The sequence below is a fragment of the Pseudarthrobacter sp. CCNWLW207 genome, from assembly GCF_037203945.1.
Classification (GTDB): domain Bacteria; phylum Actinomycetota; class Actinomycetes; order Actinomycetales; family Micrococcaceae; genus Arthrobacter.
The window spans coordinates 58,022-84,112 of the sequence record NZ_JBBCBS010000001.1; the positions used below are offsets into that span (position 1 = coordinate 58,022).

Genomic DNA, 26,091 nt, shown 5'->3' on the forward strand with positions numbered 1-26,091 from the left:
TGCACAGGGGCAGCGGCACGATAACTTGTACCAGTGAGTAATACAGACTTCTTGAACACTGACCCCTTTGCCGCCGCCCGCGCCGCCGCAGACTACATCGCCGCCGAAACCGGCGTGGAGCGCCACGACGTCGCTCTGGTCCTCGGGTCAGGGTGGGCTGAAGCCGCTGACCTGATCGGCGCCACCACTGCCACGCTGGCCGCGGACGAGGTCCCCGGTTTCCATGCCCCGGCGGTGGAAGGCCACGTGGGAACCATCCGTTCGGTGCTCACCAGGGAAGGCAAACGGGCCCTGGTCCTCGGCGCCCGCACGCATTTTTATGAGGGTAAAGGTGTCCGTGCCGTAGTCCACGGCGTCCGCACGGCTGCCGCCGCCGGCTGCGGGACCCTGGTCCTCACCAACGGGTGCGGTGGCCTCAATGAAAGCTGGATTCCGGGCACCCCGGTCCTCATCAAAGATCACATAAACCTCACCGCGGCTTCCCCGCTGGAGGGGGCCACCTTCGTTGACCTGACAGATCTTTACTCCTCGCGCATCCGCGGGCTGGCCCGCGAGGTCGACTCCTCGCTGGAAGAGGGCGTCTACGCGCAGTTCACGGGACCACACTATGAAACCCCGGCAGAGGTGCAGTACGCCAAACGGATCGGTGCGGACCTGGTGGGCATGTCCACGGCACTGGAAGCCATCGCCGGCCGCCATGCGGGCATGGAGGTCTTCGGCATCTCACTGGTCACCAACCTCGCGGCCGGCATCAGCCCGGTCCCGCTCAGCCACCAGGAAGTCATCGAGTCCGGTCAAGCCGCCGGACCGCGGATCTCCAAGCTCCTCGCGGAGATCATCGCCCGGTTGTAAAGGGTGTCACGTGCGGGTTTCCGGTCAGCCTGCTGACCGTTTCCTGCCTGGCGTCCGGAAACCGGCGTTCGATGGCTTGGGCTATCCCGGCGACAGATTGCCGGGAAAGCTCGGTACGCCAAGTGACCTCAGCATGCCGCATGGTCTGCGAAATCAGGCACGTCCGCGCATAGTCAGCGTCCATGTCGCCGCCGGGTGCGTCCTTGAGGATGCCTTCGCACCTGAAGGTATGCTCGTCCCCTTCGATGGCCAGGACCACGTCCAGGACGGAGATCCGGTCCGGGCGGCGGGCCAGCTGGAAGCCGCCCCTCGGACCTGACACCGATGCCAGGATGCCTGCCCGGACAAGGGCCTGGAGCTGTTTGTTCAGGTAGGCAGCGGGTAATTTGTAGAACTCGGCCAGGCGCGCACTGCTCACTGCCTCCCCCATCGGGGTCCAGGACATGTTGACGCAACTGTGCAACGCCCACTCCACGCCCTGCCCCATCTTCATATTCGAGACACTACTTGTCCAGAAAATTTTCTGTCAAGGAAATCGGGCACTCGTCGTGCTCCGCTGTGCGGGAAGGGGTGTTCGGGGACTTTTCTTCGGAGCAATGACGATAGCGTTATGCCCATGACGTCCACCGATGCCGACTCCCGCCTCTTCAGCCAAGCCCGTGACTGGGCCGCCCAGGATCCGGATTCCGAAACTTCCGCCGCACTCGCTGAACTGGTCCGGCAGGCGGAAGACGGTGTTGGCGCTGCCCGTCAGGAACTCACTGACAGCTTCAACGGCACCCTGCAGTTCGGCACCGCTGGCCTTCGCGCGGCTCTTGGCCCCGGGCCCAACCGGATGAACCGTGTGGTGGTGCGCCGTGCAGCGGCAGGCCTGGCTTCTTTCCTCAGCGACGCGGTCAGTGCCGCTTCACCGGGCACCCGGCCGCGCGCCGTCGTCGGTTTTGATGCCCGCCACAACTCCGATATCTTCGCCAAGGAAACTGCGGCGATCTTTACCGCCGCAGGATTTGAGACCTTCCTGATGCCCTCCGCACTTCCCACACCGCTGCTGGCTTATGCCGTGAGGGCGCTGGATTGCGACGGCGGCGTGATGGTCACTGCCAGCCACAACCCGCCCCAGGACAACGGCTACAAGGTCTACCTGGGCCGCCATGCCGTGGAAGAAAGCGGACGGGGTGCCCAGATCGTGGCTCCGTACGACGCCGGAATCGCAGCGCGGATCAATGCTGTGGGCCCATTGGACTCCATCCCCCTCGCAGCTGGCGGCTGGACTGTATTGGATCCGTCCATCGCCGCCGACTATCAGCGCGCTGCCGCGGCACTCGCCGATCCGGCACGCTTTCCGTCCCGTGACCTGCGGATCGTCCTGACGCCCATGCACGGCGTCGGCGGGGAAACGGCGGTGGCTGTGCTGAGCGAAGTTGGCTTTGCCGACGTCACCCTGGTGGCTGAACAGGCTGCCCCGGACCCGGAGTTTCCCACGGTGAGTTTCCCGAATCCGGAAGAGCCAGGCGCCCTGGACCTGGCCCTGGAAACGGCTGTGCGTGTTGATGCTGATATTGTCCTGGCCAACGATCCCGACGCGGACCGGGCGGCAGTCGCCGCCAAGGATCCTGACACGGATGCCTGGCGTATGCTGCGCGGTGATGAGGTGGGGGCACTCCTGGGCGCGCACATCGTGACGCGGCTTGCGGCCAGTGGCGAGGAAAAGCCCGACGGCGTTCTCGCCAATTCCGTTGTTTCCTCACGGCTGCTCGCACGCATCGCCGCCGCGGCCGGGTATGCACACGAGGAAACGCTGACGGGATTCAAGTGGATTTCCCGTGTGCCCGGTCTGCTTTACGGCTACGAAGAAGCCCTGGGCTACTGCGTGGCCCCGGACCTGGTCCGTGACAAGGACGGCATCTCAGCTGCCGTGCTGATCGCGGAGCTCGCTGCTGCCGCCAAGGCAGCCGGCAAAACAGTCTTCGACACCCTTGATGAGCTTTACCTTCAGCACGGCCTGCACGCCAGCGACCAGCTGAGCATCAGGGTAGCGGACCTTGGCCTGTTGGATGCCATGATGAACCGGCTCCGGGTCAGCCCGCCTGATTCGTTCGGTTCCTCCGCCGTGGAAACGTTCGTGGACCTCGCCGAAGGCAGCGAACACCTGCCGCCCACGGACGGTCTTTTGTACCTGACCCGGGACCAGACCCGGGTGATCATCCGCCCCAGCGGCACTGAGCCGAAGCTCAAGTGCTACCTGGAAGTGATCAAGAATGTGGAGTCCGCAGCGGAACTCCCCGAGGCACGCCAAGCCGCACGCGCCGCCCTGGACCAGGTGCTCGGCGACGTGCGGGAGGCCCTCGGCCTTTAGCGGGAGCTTAGAGCTCGATTTCGATGAAACCGTCGATGATGCGGGTGTTGAAGGTGTCCAGCCGCAGCTCAGCCGTACCGAAGCATTCGCCCGTTTCCAGGTCGTAGACCTCTTTGTGCAGCGGCGAGGCAATGGTGGGGCGCGTACCGCGGGAGCCGAGGATGCCTCGGGCCATGACATGGGCGCCGGTGGCGGGGTCCTCGTGGGCTACCGCGAAAATCTCGCTGGGGCCGGTCCGGAAGAGGGCTACCTGGCGGCCTGCAATGAGTGCGGCCTCGCCCCAGGACAGCTCCAGTTCTTCCACGGCGCAGACGCGGTGCCAGCCTGTGGCGGTGTCAGTTTCTGTGGCGAGTGCCCCAAGTTCCAGTGTTGCCGTCATGTCGGCTCCTCTCCCTGTGCTTGCTTGGCCACCTGTATGGCCGTACTAACAAGCTAGGCGTCCGGTGTTTCATGGGCATGCGCTGAATGTGTCCGGCGCGTAAAAGAGACCTCACCCGGCCGGAAATGCGTTCGTGATGCAGAAGTTAAGTTCACGAAACAATTGGGAAACTGAAGCGAAACTGCGGCTGCCTAGTCTGGATGGACAAGCTGCAGAGCACCGTCTGCGGCCCATGCGAAAGGCCCACAGTGACCGAACAGACTTCAAGCACAGAGACTCCGCGCCGCATCGTCGTCGCCGGCGGCGGCCCGGCGGCCCACCGTTTTGCGGACGCAATGCATGCCCGCGGCCTCGAAGGCTGGCACGTCACGGTCCTCACTGAGGAAGCCCACCTCCCCTACGACCGCGTGGCGCTCAGCAAGGCCCTGACGGAAATGGACTACGACCTCACCCTCGGCGAGGCGAGCATGTGGGACCACGAGGCCATGTCCCTGAGGACCGGCGAGCGCGTCGTCAAAATCAACCACGAAGCCAAGTCCGTGGAAACCGCGGCCGGAAACGTCTTTGAATATGACGACCTCGTGGTTGCCACGGGCTCGAATGCCGCCCGCCTGCCGATCCCCGGTGCCGAGCACACACACGTCTACCGCACGCTCGAGGACGTCTGGGCCATCAACAAGGCCATTGCCGAACTCACCGAGAAGCTCGGCCGCAAGGTTAACGCGGTCACCATCGGTGGCGGCCTCCTCGGGCTCGAGTCTGCAGCCGGCACGGAGCAGTTGGGCGCCAACCCGATCGTCATCGACGGTTCGCAGTGGCTGATGGCTACACAGTTGGATGAAGGCGCGGGCCAGGCCATGGGCCGGCTTATTAAGTCCAAGGGCTTCGAAGTGCACGGCGGCGTGTTCCCTTCTGAGGTGCTCTCCGACGACGACGGCCAGGTCACCGGTGTCCTCATGGCTGACGGCCGCGTCATCGATGCTGACCTTGTGATCGTCGCGATCGGCGTCCGGCCGCGCGACGAACTCTTCCGCGCGGCCGAAGGAGAGGAGCAGGTCTTCTCGCTGGGCCAGCGCGGCGGCGTGGTCATCAACGACTACTGCGCAACCGAGATCGACGGAATCTGGGCCATCGGTGAAGTGGCCAACTTCGGCGGCATGTGCCTGGGCCTGGTTGCCCCCGCCAACACCATGGCCGAGATCGTCGCGGACCGCCTGCACGGCGGAGAAGCCACTTTCCCGGGCTTCGACACCGCCACCAAGCTCAAGCTGTCCGGCGTCGACGTCGCCAGCTTCGGTGACGCGTTCGCCAAGACCGAGCACGCCCTTGAAATCGTCTACGCCGACCCGGCCCGCGGCGTCTACCAGAAGATTGTCACCACGGACGATGCCAAGACCCTCCTGGGCGGCATCTTCGTGGGCGACGCTACCCCCTACACCAGCCTGCGTCCGCTCCTGGGCCGGGAACTGAGCGCCGAGCCCGGCGCGTACCTCTCGGCCGCTGGCGGCGGCGACGCCCCGGACACCGAACTGCCGGACGACGCCATCCTGTGCTCGTGCAACAACGTGTCCGCCGGAACAATCCGCGACACCGTCAACGGCTGCGGCGCCTGCGAAGGCAACGCCCCGGTCCAGGAACTCGGCGAACTCAAGGGCTGCACGCGTGCCGGAACCAGCTGTGGCTCCTGTGTCCCGATGCTTAAGAAGCTGCTGGAAACCGAGCTCACCAAGTCCGGCGTCGAGGTCTCCAAGGCCCTCTGCGAGCACATCGAGCTGTCCCGCCAGGAACTCTTCGACGCCATCCGCGTCCTGGAACTGACCTCCTTCGAAGAGATCATGGCCAAGTACGGCACCGGTGCTGGCTGCGACATCTGCAAGCCGACCATCGCCAACATCCTCGCCAGCCAGAACAGCGCCTACGTGCTGGACGCCGGCCGCGGTACCCTGCAGGACACCAACGACCGCGCCCTGGCCAACATGCAGAAGGACGGCACCTACTCGGTGGTCCCCCGCATCGCCGGCGGCGAAATCACCCCGAAGAAGCTCGGCGTCATCGCAGCGGTAGCCGAGAAGTACAACCTGTACACCAAGATCACCGGCGGCCAGCGCATCGACATGTTCGGTGCCCGCCTCGAAGAGCTCCCGGAAATCTGGAAGGAACTGGTGGACGCCGGCTTCGAGTCCGGCCAGGCCTACGGCAAGAGCCTGCGCACGGTGAAGTCCTGCGTCGGTTCCACCTGGTGCCGCTTCGGCGTCCAGGACTCGGTGGCCATGGCCATCCAGCTCGAGCTCCGCTACCGCGGCCTCCGCAGCCCGCACAAGCTGAAGATGGGCGTCTCCGGGTGTGCCCGCGAATGCGCCGAAGCCCGCGGCAAGGATGTTGGCGTGATCGCCACCGCCGACGGCTGGAACCTGTACGTCGGCGGCAACGGCGGTGCTACCCCGGCCCACGCCCAGCTCCTGGCCAAGGACCTCGACGACGAGACCCTGATCAAGTACATCGACCGCTACTTCATGTACTACATCCGCACCGCAGACCGCCTGCAGCGCACCGCGCGCTGGCAGGAGGAGCTCGACGGCGGCATCAAGCACGTGGAGGACGTGGTGGTCAAGGACACCCTGGGCATCGCCGAGGACCTCGAGGCCGCCATGGCCAAGCATGTCGACACCTACGTCGACGAGTGGGCCGACACCCTGAAGGACCCCGAGCGCCTGCGCCGGTTCCGCTCCTTCGTCAACGCCCCGGACCAGAAGGACGACTCCATCACCTTTGTTTCGGACGAGCGCGGCCAGATGCGCCCGGCCACCCCGGAAGAAAAGGGGAAAGTCCTCATTGGAGCTTCCATCCCCATGAGGCCCCGCGACGAGAACGAGGTATAGGCATGCAGCTCAGCATTGATCTCACCGGCCGCGAAGTCCTGGTCACCGGCTCGGACCACGCCGCACGCCAGGCGGTCCGCCGCTACGAGGCCGCCGGCGCCGTCGTCTACCGCCTCAGCACCCCCCAGGGTGCCGGGCATGACGGCCCGCTGCCCGAGCGTCCATTCCTGGTCGCAGCAGTCGAAGACGGCCAGCCCGGCTGGGATGCCCTGCTCGAGCGGTGCCGCGCAACCGGCATCCCGGTCGCAGCAGAACCGCCTGCTGGCCCCGTGGGCCATGTCACCCTGGTCGGTGGCGGACCTGGAACCACCGAGCTGCTGACTGTCGCCGCCACGAAGGCCCTCCGCGACGCGGATGTGGTGTTCTACGACAGGCTGGCTCCCTACCAGGAACTGCCGTCCATGACGTCGGCCGAACTGGTCGATGTTGGGAAGAAGCCGGGCCACCACAAGGTGGGCCAGTCCGATATCGAAAAGCTGATGGTGGAAAGCGCCCTCGCCGGAAACAACGTGGTCCGTCTCAAGGGCGGCGATCCATACGTCTTCGGCCGCGGCGGCGAGGAAGTCGCCGCCTGCGTCGCGGCCGGCGTCAAGGTCCGCGTCATCTCCGGCGTCACCAGCGCCATCTCCGTCCCGGCTGCTGCCGGAATCCCGGTGACCCACCGCGAAGTCAGCCACATGTTCACCGTCGTCTCCGGCCACGCGCCGCTGACGGAGAAGGAACACAAGCACCTCGCCGGACTTGGCGGGACCATTGTGGTGCTGATGGGCATCGGAACGCTGCACCAGCTCGCCGCCGGACTCCGCAAAGCCGGGATGCGTCCGGACATGCCCATGGCCGTCGTCGAACGCGGTTACCGCCCCGGGCAGCGGACCACCATCGCGGACCTGGGAACCATCACCTCCGCTGCTGCCGGCTGCAGCAACCCCGCCGTGCTTGTCATCGGCGAGGTGGTTCGCGTGGCTGAGGCCAACCGTGGGCATGCCGAGGCCGCCGCCGACCTGGACAGGCTGGCGGCCTCGCTGCTCGGTTCATGAAAGGATTGAACCCCATGAACGCACTGGCACCCGCAGAACCCCAGGTTGAAGAAACCTCCGGGCAGGAGGCGGCGGACTCCCCGTTGGAGGGTTTCCGCATTGGAGTAACCTCGCACCGGCGCTCCCGGGACCTCATCGAGGCCCTCGAACGCCGCGGCGCTGAAGTCCTGCACGCACCGGCACTGAAGATCGCCCCCGTGCAGGAGGACTTCCGCCTCATTGAGGACACCAAAGCCATCATTGCCGCACGCCCGGATCTCTGCATCGCCACCACTGCCTACGGCATGCGGCGCTGGTGCGAGGCTGCCGACTCCTTTGGCATCGGCGAGGACCTGCTGGACACCCTTGCAGCCTGCCGAATGTTCGTCCGTGGACCCAAAGCCCGGGGCGCCGTCCGCGCGGCCGGCCTTGCCGACGTCGGAATCAGCAGCGACGAAACCACCGCAACGCTGGTGGACATGCTGCTGGCCGAAGGCGTGCGTGGCAAGACTGTGGCCGTCCAGCTGCACGGCTACACGGATGTCCGGCAGCTGGAGCGGCTCCGCATGTCCGGCGCCACCGTCCTGACCGTGACGCCCTACCGCTGGGTCAAGCCCGACGGCGAGGACAAACTCCCCCGGCTCATCGAGGCTGCATGCAGCGGCAACCTGGACGTCCTGACGTTTACCAGCGCGCCCGCAGTGGATGCCATGTGGAGCACCGCCCATGAGATGGGTGTCTACAAGCAGCTGATCGAAAGCCTGAAAACCAACGTGACTACCGCTGTGGTCGGACCCGTCACCGCGCAGCCCCTGCTCGACGCCGGGGTGACCCCGCTGATCCCGGAGCGGTTCCGGATGGGCGCCCTCATCAGGCTGGTGTGCGAGCATCTCGCCCTTAACCATGTGCGCCGCCTGGACACGAGGTCAGGGAATATCGAGTTGCGCGGCCGCAGCCTGCGGATCGACGGGCAGCAGGTTGAGCTGGCCCCCGCGCCACTGCTGCTGCTGCGCGCGCTGCTCGGTGCCGGCGGGGCCGTGCTGTCCCGCGAATCGCTCTCGGAGCTGCTTGAGCTCAGGGGCTCAGTCCACGCCCTGGACATGACAGTCAGCCGCCTTCGGTCCTCGTTGCCGGATGGCCGCCTGGTGGAAACGGTGGTCAAGAGGGGCTACCGGATCCGCGTCTAACGGCGCGGGCTCCGGCCCCGTTTGTGTCAATCGGGACCATGGTGAGAGGTGCGTCACGGGTTCTGTTACCGGGCGGTAAACGTTGGCGAAAAAGCACTCCCAGGACGGCAACAGCGGGGAAACACGCTGGAAAAGCCGGCCGCCTACGCTGGGATTCATCAACGAATTCCCCGGCCGCTCTGCGGCCGCCAGCGAAAGGGCCAGCACATGTCCGCTCCGGCACCGTCCACCACCGTCTCCCCGGCCCCGCGCATCGTCATCGCCGGTGCCGGCCCCGCCGCGCAGGCGCTGGTCCGCCAGTTGGACGGTGCCAGGTTCCGCGGAACCATCACCGTGCTAAGCAACCGGGACGACGCTCCGGCGGAGCTCCTGGATCTTGCAGAACTGCCCCAGGTCTCGGTCCGCTTCGGTCAGCCCGCCAGCTTCATCGACCCGGACAACCGCACAGTCACAACTGCGGACGGAATGGAATTCAGCTACGACGAGCTGGTCATCGCCACCGGATCGGCCCCGGTCTCATCTCCGGTTGCAGGAGCCGGCCGCTGCCTGAGCTACTCCACAATTGACGACGCCGCCCGGATCGGCGACGCCGTCAACGAAGTCACTCGGGAGCTGGGCAGGCGGCCACTCGGGATCCTGGTAGGCACCGGCGCCGCAGCCGGACAGGCTGAAGCCGTGCTGCGTGCCCGGGGCGTCAGGCCCATCCGCACCACAGTCCGGCCCACCGCCGTGGTGCACTCCATCGATCGCGCCGGCACCGGGCTGACAGCGGCCGGGATCGTCTTTGCGGACGGCAGCAGCATGAACGGTGACCTCGTGGTCCTGGCCGAAGAACGGGTCTCCCGCGACGGCCTCGCCGCCAGCGCCGGACTCGCCACCGCTCCCAACGGCGGAATCGCCATCAACAAGGAGTTCAGGACCTCAGTTCCCGGCGTCTGGGCCATCGGCGATGCCGCAGCGTTCGACGGCGTGCGGCTGGGCTTGCTGGTTGCCGCGGCTTCGGCCGCCGGAGCGTGCGCCATGCAGCTTATGACGGCTGTAGCAGCGGAAGACCGGGTTCCGGTGGCCGCCTGACGCCTGTGGCAAGATGGTCACCGGAAGAGCCATGGACACCGTGGCATGTTGCGGCCCACGAGGCCCCGGAAAGGACCATCATGATGAGCAACGAAGCCACTCCCGCCGCGCAGACGTCAGCCGGCACGGAGCAGTCGCAGGGCAACATCGCTTCCTTCATCGACCACACCCTGCTCAAGCCCGAGGCCAGCGAGGCGGACATCCTCAAGGTCTGCGCCGAAGCCGCCGAGTATGGGTTCAAATCCGTCTGCGTCAACCCCATCTGGGTGAAAACGGTCAAGACGGCGCTCAAGGGATCCGGCGTCCTGGCCTGCTCAGTGGTCGGGTTCCCGCTGGGAGCCACTCCCACCGACGTCAAGACCTTTGAAGCCCGTGGCGCCGTCCTGGACGGCGCCGACGAGGTCGACATGGTCATCAACATCGCCGCTGCCCGGGCCGGCGACAAGGGCGCCCTGGTGGAGGACATCGCCTCAGTTGCCCAGGCGGTGCACGCCAGCGGCGCCATCCTGAAGGTCATCATCGAAACGGCCCTCCTCAACGATGCCCAGAAGGTCCTCGCCTGCGAGGCTGCAGTGGAGGCCGGCGCTGACTTCGTCAAGACGTCCACTGGCTTCAACGGTGGCGGAGCCACCGCCGAGGACGTCGCCTTGATGCGCCGGACTGTTGGCCCGGAACTGGGCGTCAAGGCCTCTGGCGGCGTACGGTCCCTCGCCGACGCTCAGGCTATGATTGCTGCAGGTGCAACACGTATTGGTGCCAGCTCCGGAATTGCGATCGTCAAGGGTGAACAGGGTTCATCTGGCTACTGACACGGATCCGGAAGCCGCCACAATTTGAGCCCCGCGGGGCCAAGGAGGAATGAATGTCCAGCAAGACCACAGCGTCCAGTGTCAACACTGTCCAGACCCCGGAAAACGAGAACAGCCTCGTCACCAGCATCGTCCTGTTTGCTGTCATGATGGCGCTCTTCCTGGGCGCCATCTACTCGCTCTCATTCCTGACGCTTGGCAACCCGTGGCCGATGGCCGTCTGCCTGGGCCTCTTCGGCCTCGCGTTCTGGATCCCGCAGACCATCACCGGCCGCTCCGATTCAGCCGGCGAGCACTAAGCATCCGCTAAAACATCCGCTAAAACACACAGGCTGGGGCCCCGGATTTTCCGGGGCCCCAGCCTTTTAAGAGGTCGTCTCAGGTCGCGCCGAAAAGGCGGCTGAACAGGCCCGTTCCGAGTGACAGGGCAGCGGGGAAGTGTGATTTCGCCAAAACCCAAGCTGCCACGCACATGCCCACCATGGCGTAGGCGCTCACCGGTATGAGCACCAGCCATTCCCGCTTGGACCCGGCACGGCCCAACAGTGGCAGGGAAAAGGCGCCGTTCGCTCTCCAGACATCGTTGATCACGGGCAGTTTCCGCAGGAACTTGGGTGGCTTGATAACTATCGGCCAGAGAAGTGGGACGCCGCCCGTTGTGATCATGTCACCCACGATATGGACCACCACCCCGGTCAGCATCGACACAGGCAACCAGGTCCACTGGTCCGGGGCGAACCACGTGACAAGCCCGGCCATGGTCAGGGCGAACACCCAGTTGCTGAGGAAACCGGACTTGGGGAACAGCTTCAGTGCCTTGGCCGCGATGTTAATCATGAACATGCACAGCAGGCCGGCGCCCACGGACAGCAGTCCCCAGTCCGTCTGCAGCTGGAACTGGCCGGCCACCATGGCCAGCAGCACGAAAAATGCCGCCCCCAGCACCGAGTGCGTGCCCTGCCTGTGGCCCCCGCTGGCGTTCTCAATGCCCACGGCAATCACGTTCGATAGCGGTGGCAATGAGTTGGCTACCGTACTGTGCCGGTGGTCCCAGTCGCACACCAGCGCGGTCCCCGCCGTCGCCATGCCACCTATCAGGATGCCAGTGGCGTCAAGCGGATACCAGCCGAGGGTGTAGGGCCCGGTCGAAGCAATAGCTACCCACGCCGCGGCTCCCGACGCGGCGTGATGTCCTCCCATCAAAACTCAACCCACCGCCAGCGGGGCGTCCGAGAAGATGTTGCGGATGACACCGTTGGCCCATTCCAGGATTTCCGCGTCCTGCAGGTCCCTGCCGCCGATCTTCGCGGTCTTAGGCTTCGGGATGAGGACGGCGTCCAGCGCAGGCTTGGGCTGCGAGCCGGGGTACATCCTGGCGAGGCGCATCACCTTTGACTCCGGCAACTGCGCCGGAGAGAACTTGATGAAGTTACCCTGCAGGGCTACGTCGGAGAGTCCGGCTTCGCGGGCGCCCACGCGGAAGCGGGCAACAGCTATGAGGTTCTTGACGGGCAGCGGGGGCTCCCCATAGCGGTCCACCAGCTCTGCGTGGACCTCCTCAATGGCCTCGTTGGTGATGGCGGAGGCCAGTTTCCGGTACGCTTCCAGACGCAGCCGCTCCCCCGGTACGTAGTCGTGAGGCAGGTGGGCGTTCACCGGCAGTTCGATCTTCATCTCGGCGGCCTTCTCCTCGGCGTCGCCGCGGAAGTCGGCCACTGCCTCACCCACTAGACGGATGTAGAGGTCGAAGCCCACGCCTTGGATATGTCCGGACTGCTCGCCGCCCAGGAGGTTGCCGGCACCGCGGATCTCCAGATCCTTCATGGCCAGCTGCATGCCGGCACCGAGCTCATTGTGAGTAGCTACTGCCTTCAGGCGCTCCAGGGCGACCTCACCCAGCGGCTTCTCGGACGGATACAGGAAGTAGGCGTACGCGCGTTCCCGGCCACGGCCCACACGGCCACGGAGCTGGTGCAGCTGGGAGAGGCCGTACTTGTCGGCGCCATCGACGATGAGGGTGTTGGCGTTGGAGATATCCAAGCCGGTTTCGATGATGGTGGTGCACACCAGCACATCGAACCGCTTCTCCCAGAAGTCCACGATGATCTGCTCGAGCCGGCTCTCGGACATCTGCCCGTGCGCGACCTCCACCCGGGCTTCCGGAACCAGCTCACGGACTTTCGCAGCAGTCCGTTCGATGGTGGACACGCGGTTGTGCACCAGGAACACCTGGCCCTCACGCATCAGTTCGCGGCGGATGGCTGCCGAGGTCTGCTTGTCCGTGTAAGGACCAACGTAGGTAAGCACGGGATGGCGCTCCTCCGGCGGGGTGGCCAGGGTGGACGTTTCCCGGATGCCCGTCAGCGACATCTCCAGTGTGCGCGGGATCGGCGTGGCGCTCATGGCCAGGACGTCCACATTGGTGCGCATCTTCTTCAGCGCTTCCTTGTGCTCCACCCCGAAGCGCTGCTCCTCGTCCACGATCACCAGGCCGAGGTCCTTGAACGCGAAGTCCTTGGACAGCAGCCGGTGCGTGCCGATGACGACGTCCACGGATCCGCTCTTGACGCCCTCCACGGTCTCCTTGGATTCCTTGGCCCCCTGGAACCGCGACAGTGCCTTAACCCGCAAGGGGAATCCCGAGAACCGCTCGGTGAAGGTCTCGTAGTGCTGCTGCGCCAGCAGGGTGGTGGGCACCAGGACGGCTACCTGTTTCCCGTCCTGGACCGCCTTGAACGCCGCGCGCACGGCAATCTCCGTCTTGCCGTAGCCGACATCTCCGGACACCAGTCGGTCCATGGGGATCTCCCGCTCCATGTCCGCCTTGACCTCGTTGATGGTGGTCAGCTGGTCCGGCGTCTCGACATAGGGGAAGGCTTCCTCCAGTTCCCGCTGCCAGGGCGTGTCCGGCCCGAAGGCGTGGCCGCGGGAGGCCATCCGCGCGGAGTACAGCCGGATCAGCTCGCCGGCGATCTCCTTGACCGCTTTACGGGCCTTGGACTTGGTGCTGGCCCAGTCCGAGCCACCCATCTTGCTCAGCACAGGGGTATCGCCGCCGACATAGCGGGTCACCTGGTCCAGCTGGTCGGTGGGCACAAACAGCCGGTCCCCGGGAGCGCCGCGCTTGGACGGGGCGTATTCCAGGACCAGGTACTCGCGTACCCCGTCTCCGCCGCCCGCAACCTTGCGCTGGATCAGCTCCACAAAACGGCCGATCCCGTGCTGTTCGTGCACCACGTGGTCGCCGCCCAACAGCTGCAGCGGGTCCACGGCGTTCCGGCGTTTGGACGGCATGCGCCGCATGTCCTTGGTGGAGCCGGCGGAGGTGCGTCCCAGCAGGTCGGCCTCGGTCAGCAGGCCCAGCTTGAGGCTGTCCAGGACAAAACCGCGTCCGACGGCGGCCGTGGTCACCTCGATGATGCCCGCCTGAGGTTCCTGGTCAAGGGTGTCCACCCTGGCACAAGGGATGTCGGCGTCGTGGAACAGTTCCGCAAGGCGCTGGGCAGGTCCGGGTCCTTCGGTGGCCACCACAATGCGCCACTGGTCCCGGACGTGCGAGCCGATGAAGTCCATCATCTCCGCAACGTCACCCTGGTACCCGCGGGGTTCGCGTGCGTGGAGGTTCAGGACGTCGATTTCCGGCAGCAGTTCCTCGTCTGTGGCAAGGGACGTAATGGACCACCAGGAGACCTCGTGGTCCAGGGCGGAACTGCGGGTGTCCGTCAGGGAGCGGAAGCTGGCGGAGTGCAGGGCTGCAGACGCCTGTGAGCTCAGATCCAGTGGCGCCGTGCCTCCATCGGACGCCGTGGACCAGGCGGCTTCGAGGAACTCCTCGTTGGTGGCGGCAAGATCATGCGCACGGGTGCGGACCTTTTCCGGTTCGATCACCACGGAGATGGAACCGGCAGGCAGCTGCTCCACAAAGGGGACCATCGCATCCACGAGTACCGGCGCCAGGGATTCCATGCCCTCGACCGTGATCCCGCCGGCAATTTTCTCCAGCATGTCAGCGGCGGCCGGCAGTTGCTGCTTGAGGGTGGCCGCCCGCGACATCACCGAGGGCGTGATGAGGATTTCGCGGCAGGGCGGGGCGTGCAGGGCGGTGGGGTGGTGCAGGCCGGGCGAGGACAGCGAGCGCTGGTCTGCGACGGCGAACCATCGCATCTGGTCCACCTCGTCGCCGAAGAACTCCACCCTGATGGGGTGGTCCTCCGTGGGCGGGAAAACATCGATGATGCCGCCGCGGACGGCGAACTCGCCACGGTGCGTGACCATGTCCACGCGGGCGTACGCGGCGTCGGCGAGGCTCCGCACCACATCGGAGAACGGCCTTTCCTGGCCCACTTCCAAGGTGACCGGAACCAGGTCACCCAATCCGGCCACGATGGGCTGGACCACCGCGCGGACCGGTGCCACCACAACACGCAGGGGCCCCGCCGTCGAAGTTTCCGGGTGCGCCAGCCTGCGCAGGACGGAGAGCCGCCGGCCCACGGTGTCTGAACGGGGCGAGAGCCGCTCGTGTGGCAGGGTTTCCCAGCTGGGGAACTCAGCCACCGAGTCGGCGGGGAGGTACGCGCGCAGGGCGGCTGTCAGATCCTCGGCTTCGCGTCCCGTCGCGGTGACTGCCAACACCACGGCCGGGACCCCGCCGTCGGACGTTTCTTCTGCCGTGCCCGCGGCGGCCAGGCCGTCTGCCATTTCTGCCAGCAGGACCGCACGCAGGCCCGCCGGTGCGCTGATCTGGTAGTCCTGGCCACGTACCTCAAATCCCCTTGCAGCCTCGGCCCTGACCCGGGCGAAGGTCTGGTCTTCGGCCAGGACACGGCGCAGTCCATCAAGCGACGGACCGGGATGGGAGGTACCAGTGCGGGAGGCGCTCGGGCTCATGGCAGAAACTCCTGTGGTGTTCAAGGGGATCGCAGGCAACGCGAAAACCCGAAATTCGCTTCGAATCCCGGGTAGTTCCAGCCTACCCCCCGTGAACCACACTAAGCTTTCAGGACCCACGGCCGTCCGGACAGCCTGCCGCTCCGAATGGTTTTGTGAGAAGAAGGAGTCTGCATGACGGGCACTACCGATCCATCACAGCCCACCGAAGACCGCACGGTCCTGGTAACGGGCGCCACAGGCTATATCGGCGGCCGCCTGGTCCCCCGGCTTCTTGAAGCGGGCCACACCGTGAAGGTGCTGGTCCGGACGCCGGCCAAGATCGCCGGCGTCCCGTGGCTGGATGAAGTGGAGGTGGTCCAAAGCAGCCTTGACGACGCCGGTGCGATACGGGCGGCGCTGGGCGGCGTCGACGTGCTGTACTACCTCGTCCACTCAATGGCTGCCGGCGCAGGCTTTGAGCCCAAGGAAAAGGCCATGGCTGAGACCGCCGCGTACGCGGCCGCTGAGGCAGGGGTCAGCCGGATCGTTTACCTGGGCGGCCTCCACCCGTCCAATGTGGAGCTGTCCACCCATATGCGTTCCCGGGAAGCCGTGGGGAAGGTGTTCCTGGACAGCCCCGTGGATGCAGTAGTCTTCCAGGCCGGCGTGGTGATTGGTTCTGGATCCGCCTCATTCGAGATGATCCGGCACCTGTCCGAAGCCCTCCCCCTGATGCCGGCCCCCAGCTGGGTCCGCAACAGGATCGAAGCCATCGCCGTCCGGGACGTGCTGTACTACCTCGTGGCCGCCGCATCCCTGCAGGGGACGATCAACCGCACGTTCGATATCGGCTGCCGGCAGGTACTGAGCTACGCGGGCATGATGAAGGAATACGCCGCCGAAACCGGCCTGCCGCACCGAGTGGTGTTGGCCCTGCCCATTCCCGCTCCCAAGCTCGCCGGCATGTGGGTGGCCCTGACCACCCCCATCCCGCTGTCCATGTCGCTGCCACTCGTCCAGTCGCTGCAGCACGACGCAGTGTCCAGGGAGCACGATATTGATTCCTTTATTCCCGTTCCGGAGGGCGGCCTGACTCCGTACCGGCGTGCAGTGGCCCTGGCCCTCGGCAAGGAGCGCGACGGCCAGGTGGAGACAACCTGGGCCAATGCAGGGGCCGACGCCGATCCCCTGCCCAGCGATCCGGACTGGGCCGGCCACACGGTGTTCGTCGACGAGCGGACGTTCCATGGGGACGTCGATCCTGCTCATGTGTGGACCATCATCGAGGGAATCGGCGGCCGGAACGGTTGGTATTCCCTCCCGCTGGCGTGGCAGGTGCGGGGCTGGCTGGACAAGCTCACCGGCGGCGCGGGGCTCCTGCGCGGACGCCGGCACCCCGGCAACCTCGCATCAGGCGAAGTCGTGGACTGGTGGCGGGTGGAACGGATCGACCGCGGAAAAATGTTACGGCTCAGGGCGGAGATGCGCGCCCCCGGACGCGCCTGGCTTGAACTGTCCGTTGAGCCCGACGGCGCCGGCAGCCGCTACCGGCAGAGGGCTATTTTCTTCCCGAAGGGGCTGAGCGGAAGGCTTTACTGGCTGGCCGTGCTGCCCTTCCACAGCCTCATCTTTCCGGCGATGTCGCGCAATATCACAGCCGCCGCCCAGAAACTTGCCAGTGCGGAGGCCGGTTCGAGGAACAGCAGGCACTCCCCGTAGGATGTGGGGAGCAAAAAGCGTTCTGACCCCAATCCTGGAGGACCCATGGCACTGAGTGCATCCACCACCCTTCCGCACGCCGTCGACACCGTTGCTGCTGTTTTCATCAACGAGGACTTCCAGCGGCACACGAGCGAATACGTTGGCGGCACGCTGGAGTCGTTCGCGGTGGACGGCGACACCGCCGGAGCTTTCAGCACCACTTCGGTCCGCACACTGCCCACTACCCGCCTGCCGGAGATCGCCCGCAAGTTCGTTGGTGACAAGCTCACGGTCACGCAGGTGGAAAACTGGGACGCCCCGGCGGCAGACGGTTCCCGCCAGAGCAACATCACCTTGAAGATCGCAGGCGCTCCCCTTGACGTGACGGCGGTCCAGCGTCTCGTTGCTGAGGGCGGCAGCACCCGCGTGGAACTGGAAGGCAACGTGACCTCGTCCGTTCCGTTCCTGGGCGGCAAGATCGCCGATGCGGCCGAGCCCATGGTGGCCAAGGCCCTGAACATCCAGTCGCAGCAGGCCCAGGCCTGGCTGGAAAGCCACTAAGGTAATGCAGCTCCCCGTCTTCGCGGCCGTCCTGCTGGTCATCTCCGGCGTCTGGTCACTGGTGGTCTGGCCGCAGTTCCTGCGCCGGGTGATGAAGGATCCCCGGGCGCGGGACGCCGCAGGCAAGGCCACGAAGTTCCTCAACGTCCACCTGGTGCTCGTCAGCATCTCCATGGTGCTGGGGGCTGCCACGGCCATCATTGGGATCATGGGGCTGTTCGGCTAGCTCCTTTCCCGCCCGCGCTGGGGCTAACGGTCTCTGTTCCGGTCCGGCTTCCTGCGCTTACCCTGTGAACACGAGAGGGCCAGGGAAGGTGGAGCTGTGCGGATCTCGGTCATAGGCTGTGGCTGCTTGGGGGCTGGACGTACCGGGGACGGGGCCGGCCCTAATCCCGTCAACGTGGCTCGCAAGCGTCCGCTGCAGCGGCCTCCCGAAAAGTAACATTCCGGAACTCGACGGCAGGGCCGGCGTCGTAATTCTTCAGCAGCGAAAACCACCCTCCGCCGTACGCCGTGTCATCCGTTTCGGCGTCGGCCCCTTGCTGGTCCGGCCGCCGGGCGATGACCCTTTGAGGTGTCACAGTCAGTACCAGCCGCGTCCACTCCCCCGCACCCGGTGGCGCGCCCTTTGCTTCGGCCAGCACTACCGGTCCCGCCCCCTTGTCCCTCCGGCTGAGGGTCAGCCTGCCGTCCGCGCCGAACTCCAGCTCGTAGCCTGAAACCGCAGCGTCCGGGCGGTACGGCGCATCATCATCCTGGCCAAAGGCCACCCCGGCGCTGCCCTTCCCGGCGGGAAGGCCCTCCTGCCAGCGCAGTTCGAAGGCGAGCTCACGTCGCGGGCCCGACAGCCCGCCCATCGACCCCATCAAGTACGACGCCGGCTCCTCGCTTGAGATTCGGACAGCAGCCTGCTGGAGTGCCGGCTGTCCTTGCCAGTCCCCTTCTGCCTCCTGGGGCAGGTCCCCGGCGTACCGCAGCCCGGTGTCAAAGCCATCCTCAGCTCGCCGTTCTTCAAGGTGCAGGACGTGCACGACGTTCGAACATACGAAGCCCCGGACCCCCAGCGCTTTGAGCCGTGCATGGTCACTGCGGCGCCGGACTTCCCAGGCGGCAACGGGCTTACCTGAGGCCACGAGTTCCCGCACAACGGCGGAGGGGGCCGAATTGTGAACGCCCAGAAGGTCAACCCGGGGAATCAGGGCAGCGAGATTGTCGTAGTCCGGCGCGGTCACGTATCCCCACGTGGTGTAGCCCCGGGACCTGGCCAGGGCGTGCCCCGGTGACGAAGCCGGCTGCTTCCAGACCACACGATCCCTGGCCCCGGGATAGGCCTCAAGGAGCTCCAGGAGTTCATCGGCATTCGTGCCCTGCTTGTCTTCGAGGAAAATGACCCTCGACGGAAGGAAAGTCCGGAGTACATCTTCCAACAGCGGTATCGGTTCCAGGGGTGCGGCCGGTCCCAGCCAGGCACGGGCATCGTTCCGCAACGATTCCAGCGCAGCATAACTAGCCCGCGCGATAATGAGGTCTGTCCCGGTCAGCCGCTCAGTGTTGAGATCGTGATGGCACACCAGCACGCCGTCCCCTGTCGATACCACCGAAACCTCCAATGCCTTCAAGCCGGCAGCGGCCGCTTTGGTGTAGGCAAGCATCGTGTGCTCCGGCCAGTTATCCCCCGATCCCCTGTGCGCCACGAAAAAACTCGGGGCAGCGAGCAGCCCCGCCATGGTGAACGGTCCAACGTCGCCCGCTGCGGCCAATGCCCCTTCTTCGATCAACGAGGCAGTTGCTTCCGACGCCGACACATGGTTGGGCACTGGCCTCGCCGCCTGGCCGACAGGGGACTGGGGACAGGTTTCGCCGCAGCCGGTACCGTTCAGCACGCCTGCGGCGGCCACGAGCCCCAGGAAGCCCCGACGTCCGATCTTAGGCCCGGATTCGGTGCCTGCCCACGCTTTCATTAGCGGCCCATTGGTACGGCGGGCGCCCTGGCCTGGCCCACAGCGGCGGCCAGTTCCGCCCGCCTTGCTCGCCGCAGCGCCCTCTGTTCGTCGCCGGCAATGACCACCATTGCGAGAATGGTCCAAACAACAATTCCTGCAACGGAACGGGTGGCAAGGGAGCTGTAGGTCTGCGGAATCACGACTGCAAAGAGCCCTGCTAAGGTCAGGCCCCGGTATTCGTGCCACGCCGAGTTCCGCAACAGCAGCACCAGCATCAGGCCGAAATAGAGGACGGCGAAGAAGATGCCAAAGTCGATGCTGTACATGAGGATAGGATTCTCGAAGCTCGTCTCCAGGCCGGCCTGGACTGCCACGCGGTAGCTCGACCCGATGCCTTGGCCTGCCACGGCGTAGTCAGCCCAGCGGCTGAGGAAGTATTCCAGTGCCAAGGCCCGGGCCTGGGCAGACCCGGTGTCATCAGCCAGCCTTTCGGAGACACCTACCACCAGCGGCGACGACATGACGACCATCGCAACACCTGCAAGGAACGCCAGCATGATTGCTTTGACCCACGGCTTGCGGTCAGCGAAGAACACCACAAGGACGACGGACACGCCCACTACGGCCAGACCCACCCTCGACTGAGTGATGAGGACCCCAACAATCATCAGCACCAGGAGGACCGCTTGGACGGAATTGCGTTTCAGCCCGGCAACCAGGGGCGCAGCCACGCAGACCACCAGGGAGAGGGCGAGGGGCTGGTCCAGCGTGCCCATCCACCGCTGGGTTTCCGGATTGAACCAGTACTGCGTCCGGAACCCGGAGCCGTAGAACAGGGCCTCACCGTTGAGCCATTGCGCCACCGCGATAGCGCAGACTACAGCCACCAGCAAAAGCAGGAGGGATCGAAGCATCTTTATCAGCCCGGGATGGCGGACACTGTTCGCAATGAGGAGAAGAAAAAAGAGCACCGGGGCCAGGATCTGGTCCACCAGCAGCAGCATGCCTCCGCCCTCTGACGAGGTCCTGGAGGCAAGGAACGCTGCCACAATCACCAAGGCAAGGACCAGGAAGACGAAAAAGTGGCGGGCCAGGGCGTCCTTAATGCTCCACGGATCGTGAAGGAGTTGCCCGGCCAGAACTGCGATCACCAGCCAGGACGCTGCGTGGAAGCCCAATGCACCGCCAGCTTCACCGGTCACCACGGAATTTCCCACTGCCGGGACCAGAAACCAAAGCGTGAGCACCGCTGCCAGCAGCACCCGCGGCCGGGAGCGCAGAAGGACGGACGCGGCCACGCACAGTCCAATCCAAAGCGCCAACTGCACCGTTTACCTCCGGCGGGTCACGGGCTTGACAGGCTCCCCCGCGGACAGGCTGACCGGCATCCACTGCGCCGCTCGGGAACGCCGCCGTGAGCGCCGAACCCTCATACGGCGCACGAACCTCCCAATGAACCTGCGACGTTCCTCCGCCAAGCGGCCGGGCAGCGCGTTGAGCACAACACCCGTTGCCTGCGTGTTGACAGCCTCAAGGTTTTTGAGGGCGGCCTTGAGCAATTCGGCCGACACCCGGCCATGGCGGACCACCAACAAAGTGCCATCAACCACGGCTCCGATCAGGGCAGCGTCGCTGAACGGCCGCAGGGCTGGTGCGTCCACAATGACCCGCGTGTACTGGGTGCGCATTTCTTCAAGCACCTCATAAAGCGCAGGACCCCGGAGCAGTTCTGTGGGGTTGGCCGGTATTGTGCCGGCCGCGAGGGCGTGAAGTCCGTCTACCGAGGTGTGCTGGATGGCGTTGCTGACGTGCAGGTGCCCGGCAAGGACATCGGACAAGCCAATGCTTTTTCCCAGGCTGATGTCGGCGGCCAGTCCCGGCTGGCGGAGGTGTGCTTCGACGAGGAGTACCCGCTCTCCGGCTTCCGCCCATGCTTTGGCCAACATCAGCGCAACGGTGGTTTTTCCCTCGCCGGATCTGGCCGACGTGATAGCGATGACCTCGGCCGACGGAAGGGAGGGAAGATGGTCAACGTTGGTCCGGAGCCTCCGTGCTGCCTCGTCGAGCAGGGAACCTGCCCCTTTCCCCAGAAGGAGGGCGGCCCGGCCTGAGGTGGCGTGGCTGTACGGCAACCTCGCGAGCAGCGGCAGCCCGGAGGCCACTTCAACCTCTTCTGGCGTTTTCAGGGACTTGTCCAGCAACCGGCGCGAGACAGCGATCACAATTCCGGCGGCCAAACCCAGCAGAACGCCGAGTCCGAGGTTGAGCGGCACCCGCGGGGAGACCGGGTCAGGGAGAACGTCCGGGCCCGAAACGACGTTCAGAACGGTGGCGCCGCCCGGAAGGGTCCGGCCGGCTTCGAGCTCATTCACTGCAGCGCCGAAGTTTTCGGCAACGGCGGTCACGGTTGCCCTCGCCTTATCGATATCCGGCTGGGTTACGGTCACGGTGAGCATCAGGGTTTCACTGTCTGCGGAGGCGCTCATGCTTTCAGCGGTCTGCTCGGCGGTCAGCCCGTTACCGCTGGCTTGGACTACCTTGTCGATGAATGAATCGCTCTTGACCAGGCTGGCAAAGGAGGCCATCTTGCCGCGCGACAATTCCAAGGACTGGAGGGCGGACTGGCCGGTGACAGCCGGGCTCACCACGAAGAAGCGGACCATCCCCTGGTACATCGGCGTGGCGTTGGAGGTGACATAGGTGGCCCCTCCGAACCCCGCAGCGACGCATACCAGGACTATCCACCAGCCCCGGGCTATGGCCCGAACATACTCTCCCAGATCCAAAGGAACCCCCATCGCGGCTTCCATGCCGTGCCACACCAACACGGTACGTATAGTCAGTCCCCTGACTATCGCTCCATTATTGAACGCAATGCACCCCGTAGGAAGCTTTCTGGGGGGCGGGATTTTCCAGTTTCGCCAATGCCGTCCCCGGTCAGGGCCCCGGGCGCCTAGCCAAACGGTCGGCGCAGCCGTAGTCTGTCCCTAATCCGGGGCAACGCGGCTTCATCGGAGGTGGGCAGAGGCGCTATGCGGAAGGTCCCGAGGCCCCCTTTCGAGACCGGGCTGTTCCCGGCCCGTCCACGTACCCTGGGGCGCGAATGAATGAAGCAGTGCGATCGCTTAAAGTCCTGGTGGCGCATCCCAGCGCCGACCTCTACGGCTCGGACCGGGTGCTCCTGGAAACGATCGAGGGCTTGGAGCGCTCCGGCGCGCGGGTAGTGGTGACCCTGCCGTCGTCGGGCCTGCTCGTTCCTGAGCTTGTACGCCGCGGAGCCCGTGTCATCCTCTGTCCCACTCCCGTCCTGCGCAAGAGCATGCTTTCCCCCCTCGGGCTGCTAAATGTCAGCGGAGCCGTGGTCCACGGCCTCTTCCGCAGCATCGGGGTCATCCGCGGTGTCCGACCAGATGTCATCCTGGCAAACACCATCACTGTTCCCTTGTGGACGGCAGTCGGCCGGCTATGCGGCATCCCCGTGGTCACCCACGTCCATGAGGCCGAGGCCAACGCCCCCCGCGCCATACGTGCCGCCTTGGCTTTCCCCCTGATCTTCTCCAGCGGGATCCTGACCAACAGCAGGTTCAGCACCGAAACCTTGGACAGCTCACTGGGCATCCTGCGCGGCCGTTCCACCGTCTTGAACAATGGGGTGCCTGGGCCACCAACGGACCGCCCGCCCCGGACCGGGCTCTCCGGCGGACTGCGGATCCTCTATGTCGGGCGGCTCTCCCATCGCAAGGGAGTGGACATCGCCGTCGACGCACTGCTCCAGCTCCTGCAGCAGGGGGTGCCGGCGCACCTGTCGATCGTTGGGGCGGTATTCCATGGCAACGAGGCGTACGAGGCCTGGCTCCGAGAAAAGGTGCAGGCAGCGGGTGCCTCGGAACACGTGACTTTCCACGGCTTCCAGGATGACGTGTGGCCCTTCTTTGCCGATTCCGACGTCGTCGTGGTTCCTTCCCGGCTGGATGAACCCTTCGGGAACACTGCGGTTGAAGCTGTCCTCGCTTCACGCCCTGTGGTGGTGAGCAACACGTCCGGCTTGCGGGAGGCGGCGGCTGGCTACAAATCAGCTCAATTTGTGGCCGCCGGGGAATCTGCCGATCTCGCGGCGGCCCTTAGGTCAGTCTCGCTGGGCTGGCCCGACTTCCGCGCCGCCGCGATCGCCGACGCCCGGGAAGCCGCCACCCGCCACAGCCCGGAGCGGTTTGGTGCAGTAATGGCCAGTTATCTTGCCCAGGCCTCTGGCAGACCCGCGTGACAGGGAAAAGGCCGGATGCACAGGCAGAGGGACCTGCTGCACCGGCGGCAACAGAATCAGAGCCGGACAACGGTGCCCGGAAGACAGCGCGAAGCGTCCGGTGGAGTTTCGGCGCTGTGGTTGCCCGACAGGGATTCCAGATCCTCTCGGCCGTAATCCTGGCCCGAATCCTGGGGCCCCAAAGTTACGGCGTGATCGCCAGCGCCACCGTTTTCATCAGCCTGGTTGCCTTGGTCCTGGACCAGGGGCTGTCCGCAGCATTGATCCAAAGGCCCGAGGTCACCCGGCGGTTGGCCGGGGCCACTGTCACGCTGAATCTCCTGATCGCGGCCTTACTCGGTGCCGGAACGTGGTTCGCGGCGCCGTTGGTCTCCGGGTTTTTCCGCGTGTCCGAGTTGGAACCCATCCTGCAGGTGCTCGCGTTCGCCATCCCCATCAAGGCCCTTGCCATCACACCGAGGGCCATGCTGTCCCGTGACCTCCAGCTTCATCGCGTGGGGGCCTCGGACATTGCAGCAGCCGCTGCCGGAAGCGCCGCCGGCATCGGTGCGGCCTTTGCCGGCGCCGGACCATGGTCGATGGTGTACCAAGTCGTGGTCACTGACCTCGTGTGCGGCGTTGCGCTGATGATTGCCAGTAAGGGTCCACGGCCAAACTTCAGCTTCCGGTCCGTGGTGCCCCTGCTGAAGTTCAGCTCCAGTGTTTTCGCCACAGACTGCCTCGCCTATTTTTCCCGCAACCTCGACAGCATTTTGGTGGGCAGGTTCCTGGGCGTAGCCGCGCTGTCACTCTACGGAATGGCCTACCGGATCCTCGTCATGCCCGTACAGCTCATCGGACAGACCGTGAACCGGGTGATGTTCCCCGCCTTTGCGCGCGCCGCCCAGGAACCCGCACTCGTAGCCGAGAAGCTGGTGGCTGCCACGCGCATCCTTGCAATCTCCGCCATACCCCTGATGGTCTACGTGGCCTGCGCTGCTCCTGTCCTGGTGAACCTTGTGCTCGGACCCGAGTGGATGCCTGCCGCGGCGCTGGTCAGCGTTCTCGCGATCGGCGGGGCACGTGAAACAGTTTTTTACATCACGCCCTCCCTCATGAAGGGGCTGGGCCAGGGCCGGCTCATCATCCGCTACGAGATCCTGGCGGCCGTGGTTCAGGTCGGCGGTATCGTCATAGGACTTCAATTCGGGCTCTTGGGGGTGGCAGTTGGCTATGCGGCTGCCGGCTTTGTCCTGACACCGGTCCTGCTGCGCATCCAGAAGTCCCTGACGGGGGTAACGGCGAGGTCACAACTTGGCAGCATCTTTCCCGGCGCCCACGCGGCTGCGTGGGGTGCCGCGGGCTACGGCTTACTCTCGCTCACGGACCTGGGGCCTGCGGGAATGATATTCGGAGGCTTGGGAGTGTTCGTCGTTTCGGCGGTGGCTATCCTGTGGCTTTTCCATCGCCGGATGCTGAAGGCGTACCTGCGTGACGCCGCCTCGCTCGTGGGCAGACATAAGCCGGCCACATCCAAACCACATGGAGCAATGCCATGACTGAGCATGACGGAAAAGACGGGTCAGCTCCTGGCCGGATTGTTATCGCGGTCCTGACATAGCGCCAGGCGGAAGACCTGAAGCTGGCCCTCCCCCGGCCCGCAGCACCAAAAGATCTTCTGGCGATCAACGCCGGACGCTTCTTCCAGCGCCGGCGATTGGCTACGGGAATTCCCTGAGCGTGGCGGCAACGAACAACCTCCTGTTGCATCTACCGCAGATCAGGGCCATGCCGCTCGAATTCGACGCACGATTCGGCCTGAGCGGCGGCTCGGACACACTATTCACGCGGCAACTCAGCTGCCCGGGTCAGCTCACCGGGCAAGTGGCTTGAAGACCGCGGCGCGGGGTCTCGCCATGGCGTCGGGGGCGTTCGGTTACGTTTATAGCAGTACCGCTGCAAGTGAAATTTTTCACAACTTTCCCAGCTCCGGCACCCTAGTGCAAACTTCGCCAAGTTCCGGGGTTTTCCTCGGCGTGTCGCCGACTTTTGTGCCAAACGAATCGGCGCCCAAGGCATCACTTGAGGCCCGAAATCACCGTTACCATTTTGCAACATTAGCCAGACTCTACTACGGTAAACCCATCAGCCGTGGTCGGGGATGCCAACGGGAAAGTCACTGCAGTTGTCGTTTGGGTTACCCCCCGCCTAGGTCTCAGGCC

Annotated in this window: 20 protein-coding genes; 13 read left to right on the plus strand and 7 right to left on the minus strand. The window is 65.4% G+C overall.

From position 1 onward, the window contains the following. The first annotated feature begins 33 nt into the window (after window positions 1-33). Window positions 34-852: a purine-nucleoside phosphorylase gene (locus V9L17_RS00190; RefSeq protein ID WP_337350007.1), complete on the plus strand. Its 819-nt coding sequence runs from the start codon at window positions 34-36 to the stop codon at window positions 850-852. Here V9L17_RS00190 and V9L17_RS00195 read toward each other — a convergent pair. Further along, entirely contained in the window at window positions 836-1,345 is a 510-nt protein-coding gene (locus V9L17_RS00195; RefSeq protein ID WP_337350008.1) for an RrF2 family transcriptional regulator, read from the minus strand. The two genes, V9L17_RS00190 and V9L17_RS00195, sit on opposite strands and share 17 nt — an antisense overlap. Before the next feature lie 123 nt (window positions 1,346-1,468). On the opposite strand from V9L17_RS00195, the gene V9L17_RS00200 reads away from it, so the two are divergent. Then, the gene (locus tag V9L17_RS00200) at window positions 1,469-3,208 is read left to right on the plus strand and encodes a phospho-sugar mutase (RefSeq protein ID WP_337350009.1); all 1,740 of its coding nucleotides are present in this window, start codon (window positions 1,469-1,471) and stop codon (window positions 3,206-3,208) included. Between the two features lie 7 nt (window positions 3,209-3,215). Here V9L17_RS00200 and nirD read toward each other — a convergent pair whose 3' ends face one another. Further along, window positions 3,216-3,587 (minus strand): nitrite reductase small subunit NirD, encoded by a 372-nt coding sequence (gene nirD / locus V9L17_RS00205; RefSeq protein WP_337346569.1) that lies wholly within the window; start codon window positions 3,585-3,587, stop codon window positions 3,216-3,218. A gap of 248 nt (window positions 3,588-3,835) precedes the next feature. On the opposite strand from nirD, the gene nirB reads away from it, so the two are divergent. From nirB to V9L17_RS00235, 6 genes are all read left to right on the plus strand, one after another. Further along, the gene (gene nirB / locus V9L17_RS00210; RefSeq protein WP_337350010.1) at window positions 3,836-6,466 is read left to right on the plus strand and encodes a nitrite reductase large subunit NirB; all 2,631 of its coding nucleotides are present in this window, start codon (window positions 3,836-3,838) and stop codon (window positions 6,464-6,466) included. 2 nt (window positions 6,467-6,468) lie between these two features. Beyond that, the gene (cobA, locus tag V9L17_RS00215; RefSeq protein WP_337350011.1) at window positions 6,469-7,503 is read left to right on the plus strand and encodes a uroporphyrinogen-III C-methyltransferase; all 1,035 of its coding nucleotides are present in this window, start codon (window positions 6,469-6,471) and stop codon (window positions 7,501-7,503) included. Window positions 7,504-7,517: 14 nt separating this feature from the next. After that, entirely contained in the window at window positions 7,518-8,669 is a 1,152-nt protein-coding gene (locus V9L17_RS00220) for a uroporphyrinogen-III synthase (RefSeq protein ID WP_337346572.1), read from the plus strand. 207 nt (window positions 8,670-8,876) lie between these two features. Further along, window positions 8,877-9,743, plus strand: coding sequence for an FAD-dependent oxidoreductase (locus V9L17_RS00225; RefSeq protein WP_337346573.1), 867 nt, complete (start codon window positions 8,877-8,879; stop codon window positions 9,741-9,743). Window positions 9,744-9,826: 83 nt separating this feature from the next. Next, the gene (deoC, locus tag V9L17_RS00230) at window positions 9,827-10,552 is read left to right on the plus strand and encodes a deoxyribose-phosphate aldolase (protein WP_337346744.1); all 726 of its coding nucleotides are present in this window, start codon (window positions 9,827-9,829) and stop codon (window positions 10,550-10,552) included. A gap of 53 nt (window positions 10,553-10,605) precedes the next feature. Further along, on the plus strand, window positions 10,606-10,851 hold the full coding sequence (locus tag V9L17_RS00235; RefSeq protein WP_337350012.1) for a hypothetical protein: 246 nt from the start codon (window positions 10,606-10,608) through the stop codon (window positions 10,849-10,851). Between the two features lie 79 nt (window positions 10,852-10,930). Here V9L17_RS00235 and V9L17_RS00240 read toward each other — a convergent pair whose 3' ends face one another. After that, on the minus strand, window positions 10,931-11,752 hold the full coding sequence (locus tag V9L17_RS00240; RefSeq protein WP_337346575.1) for a metal-dependent hydrolase: 822 nt from the start codon (window positions 11,750-11,752) through the stop codon (window positions 10,931-10,933). Window positions 11,753-11,758: 6 nt separating this feature from the next. After that, window positions 11,759-15,439, minus strand: coding sequence for a transcription-repair coupling factor (gene mfd, locus V9L17_RS00245; RefSeq protein WP_337346576.1), 3,681 nt, complete (start codon window positions 15,437-15,439; stop codon window positions 11,759-11,761). Window positions 15,440-15,613: 174 nt separating this feature from the next. Here mfd and V9L17_RS00250 point away from each other — a divergent pair, with 174 nt between their 5' ends. Genes V9L17_RS00250 through V9L17_RS00260 form a run of 3 tightly spaced genes read left to right on the plus strand, consistent with a single transcriptional unit; the run spans window position 15,614 to window position 17,909 of the window. Further along, entirely contained in the window at window positions 15,614-17,140 is a 1,527-nt protein-coding gene (locus V9L17_RS00250; RefSeq protein ID WP_337350013.1) for an SDR family oxidoreductase, read from the plus strand. Window positions 17,141-17,185: 45 nt separating this feature from the next. After that, complete coding sequence (locus tag V9L17_RS00255; protein WP_337346578.1) at window positions 17,186-17,683, plus strand: DUF2505 domain-containing protein; 498 nt, start codon at window positions 17,186-17,188, stop codon at window positions 17,681-17,683. Between the two features lie 4 nt (window positions 17,684-17,687). Then, the gene (locus V9L17_RS00260; protein WP_337346579.1) at window positions 17,688-17,909 is read left to right on the plus strand and encodes an SCO4848 family membrane protein; all 222 of its coding nucleotides are present in this window, start codon (window positions 17,688-17,690) and stop codon (window positions 17,907-17,909) included. Window positions 17,910-18,078: 169 nt separating this feature from the next. Here V9L17_RS00260 and V9L17_RS00265 read toward each other — a convergent pair whose 3' ends face one another. The 3 genes from V9L17_RS00265 to V9L17_RS00275 are packed head-to-tail and all read right to left on the minus strand — an operon-like array spanning window position 18,079 to window position 22,424. Next, the gene (locus V9L17_RS00265) at window positions 18,079-19,644 is read right to left on the minus strand and encodes a glycerophosphodiester phosphodiesterase family protein (RefSeq protein WP_337350014.1); all 1,566 of its coding nucleotides are present in this window, start codon (window positions 19,642-19,644) and stop codon (window positions 18,079-18,081) included. Beyond that, window positions 19,644-20,924, minus strand: a complete 1,281-nt coding sequence (locus tag V9L17_RS00270) for a hypothetical protein (protein WP_337350015.1) — start codon at window positions 20,922-20,924, stop codon at window positions 19,644-19,646. Before V9L17_RS00270 ends, V9L17_RS00265 begins: the two co-directional genes overlap by 1 nt. Window positions 20,925-20,957: 33 nt before the next feature. Continuing rightward, window positions 20,958-22,424, minus strand: a complete 1,467-nt coding sequence (locus tag V9L17_RS00275; protein ID WP_337350016.1) for a polysaccharide biosynthesis tyrosine autokinase — start codon at window positions 22,422-22,424, stop codon at window positions 20,958-20,960. 305 nt (window positions 22,425-22,729) lie between these two features. Here V9L17_RS00275 and V9L17_RS00280 point away from each other — a divergent pair, with 305 nt between their 5' ends. Together V9L17_RS00280 and V9L17_RS00285 are read left to right on the plus strand one after the other, a co-directional pair. Next, window positions 22,730-23,890 carry a glycosyltransferase gene (locus tag V9L17_RS00280; RefSeq protein ID WP_337350017.1) on the plus strand — a complete coding sequence of 387 codons (1,161 nt, stop codon included), beginning with the start codon at window positions 22,730-22,732 and terminating at the stop codon, window positions 23,888-23,890. Then, complete coding sequence (locus V9L17_RS00285) at window positions 23,887-25,428, plus strand: lipopolysaccharide biosynthesis protein (protein ID WP_337350018.1); 1,542 nt, start codon at window positions 23,887-23,889, stop codon at window positions 25,426-25,428. Before V9L17_RS00280 ends, V9L17_RS00285 begins: the two co-directional genes overlap by 4 nt. Window positions 25,429-26,091: the final 663 nt, after the last annotated feature.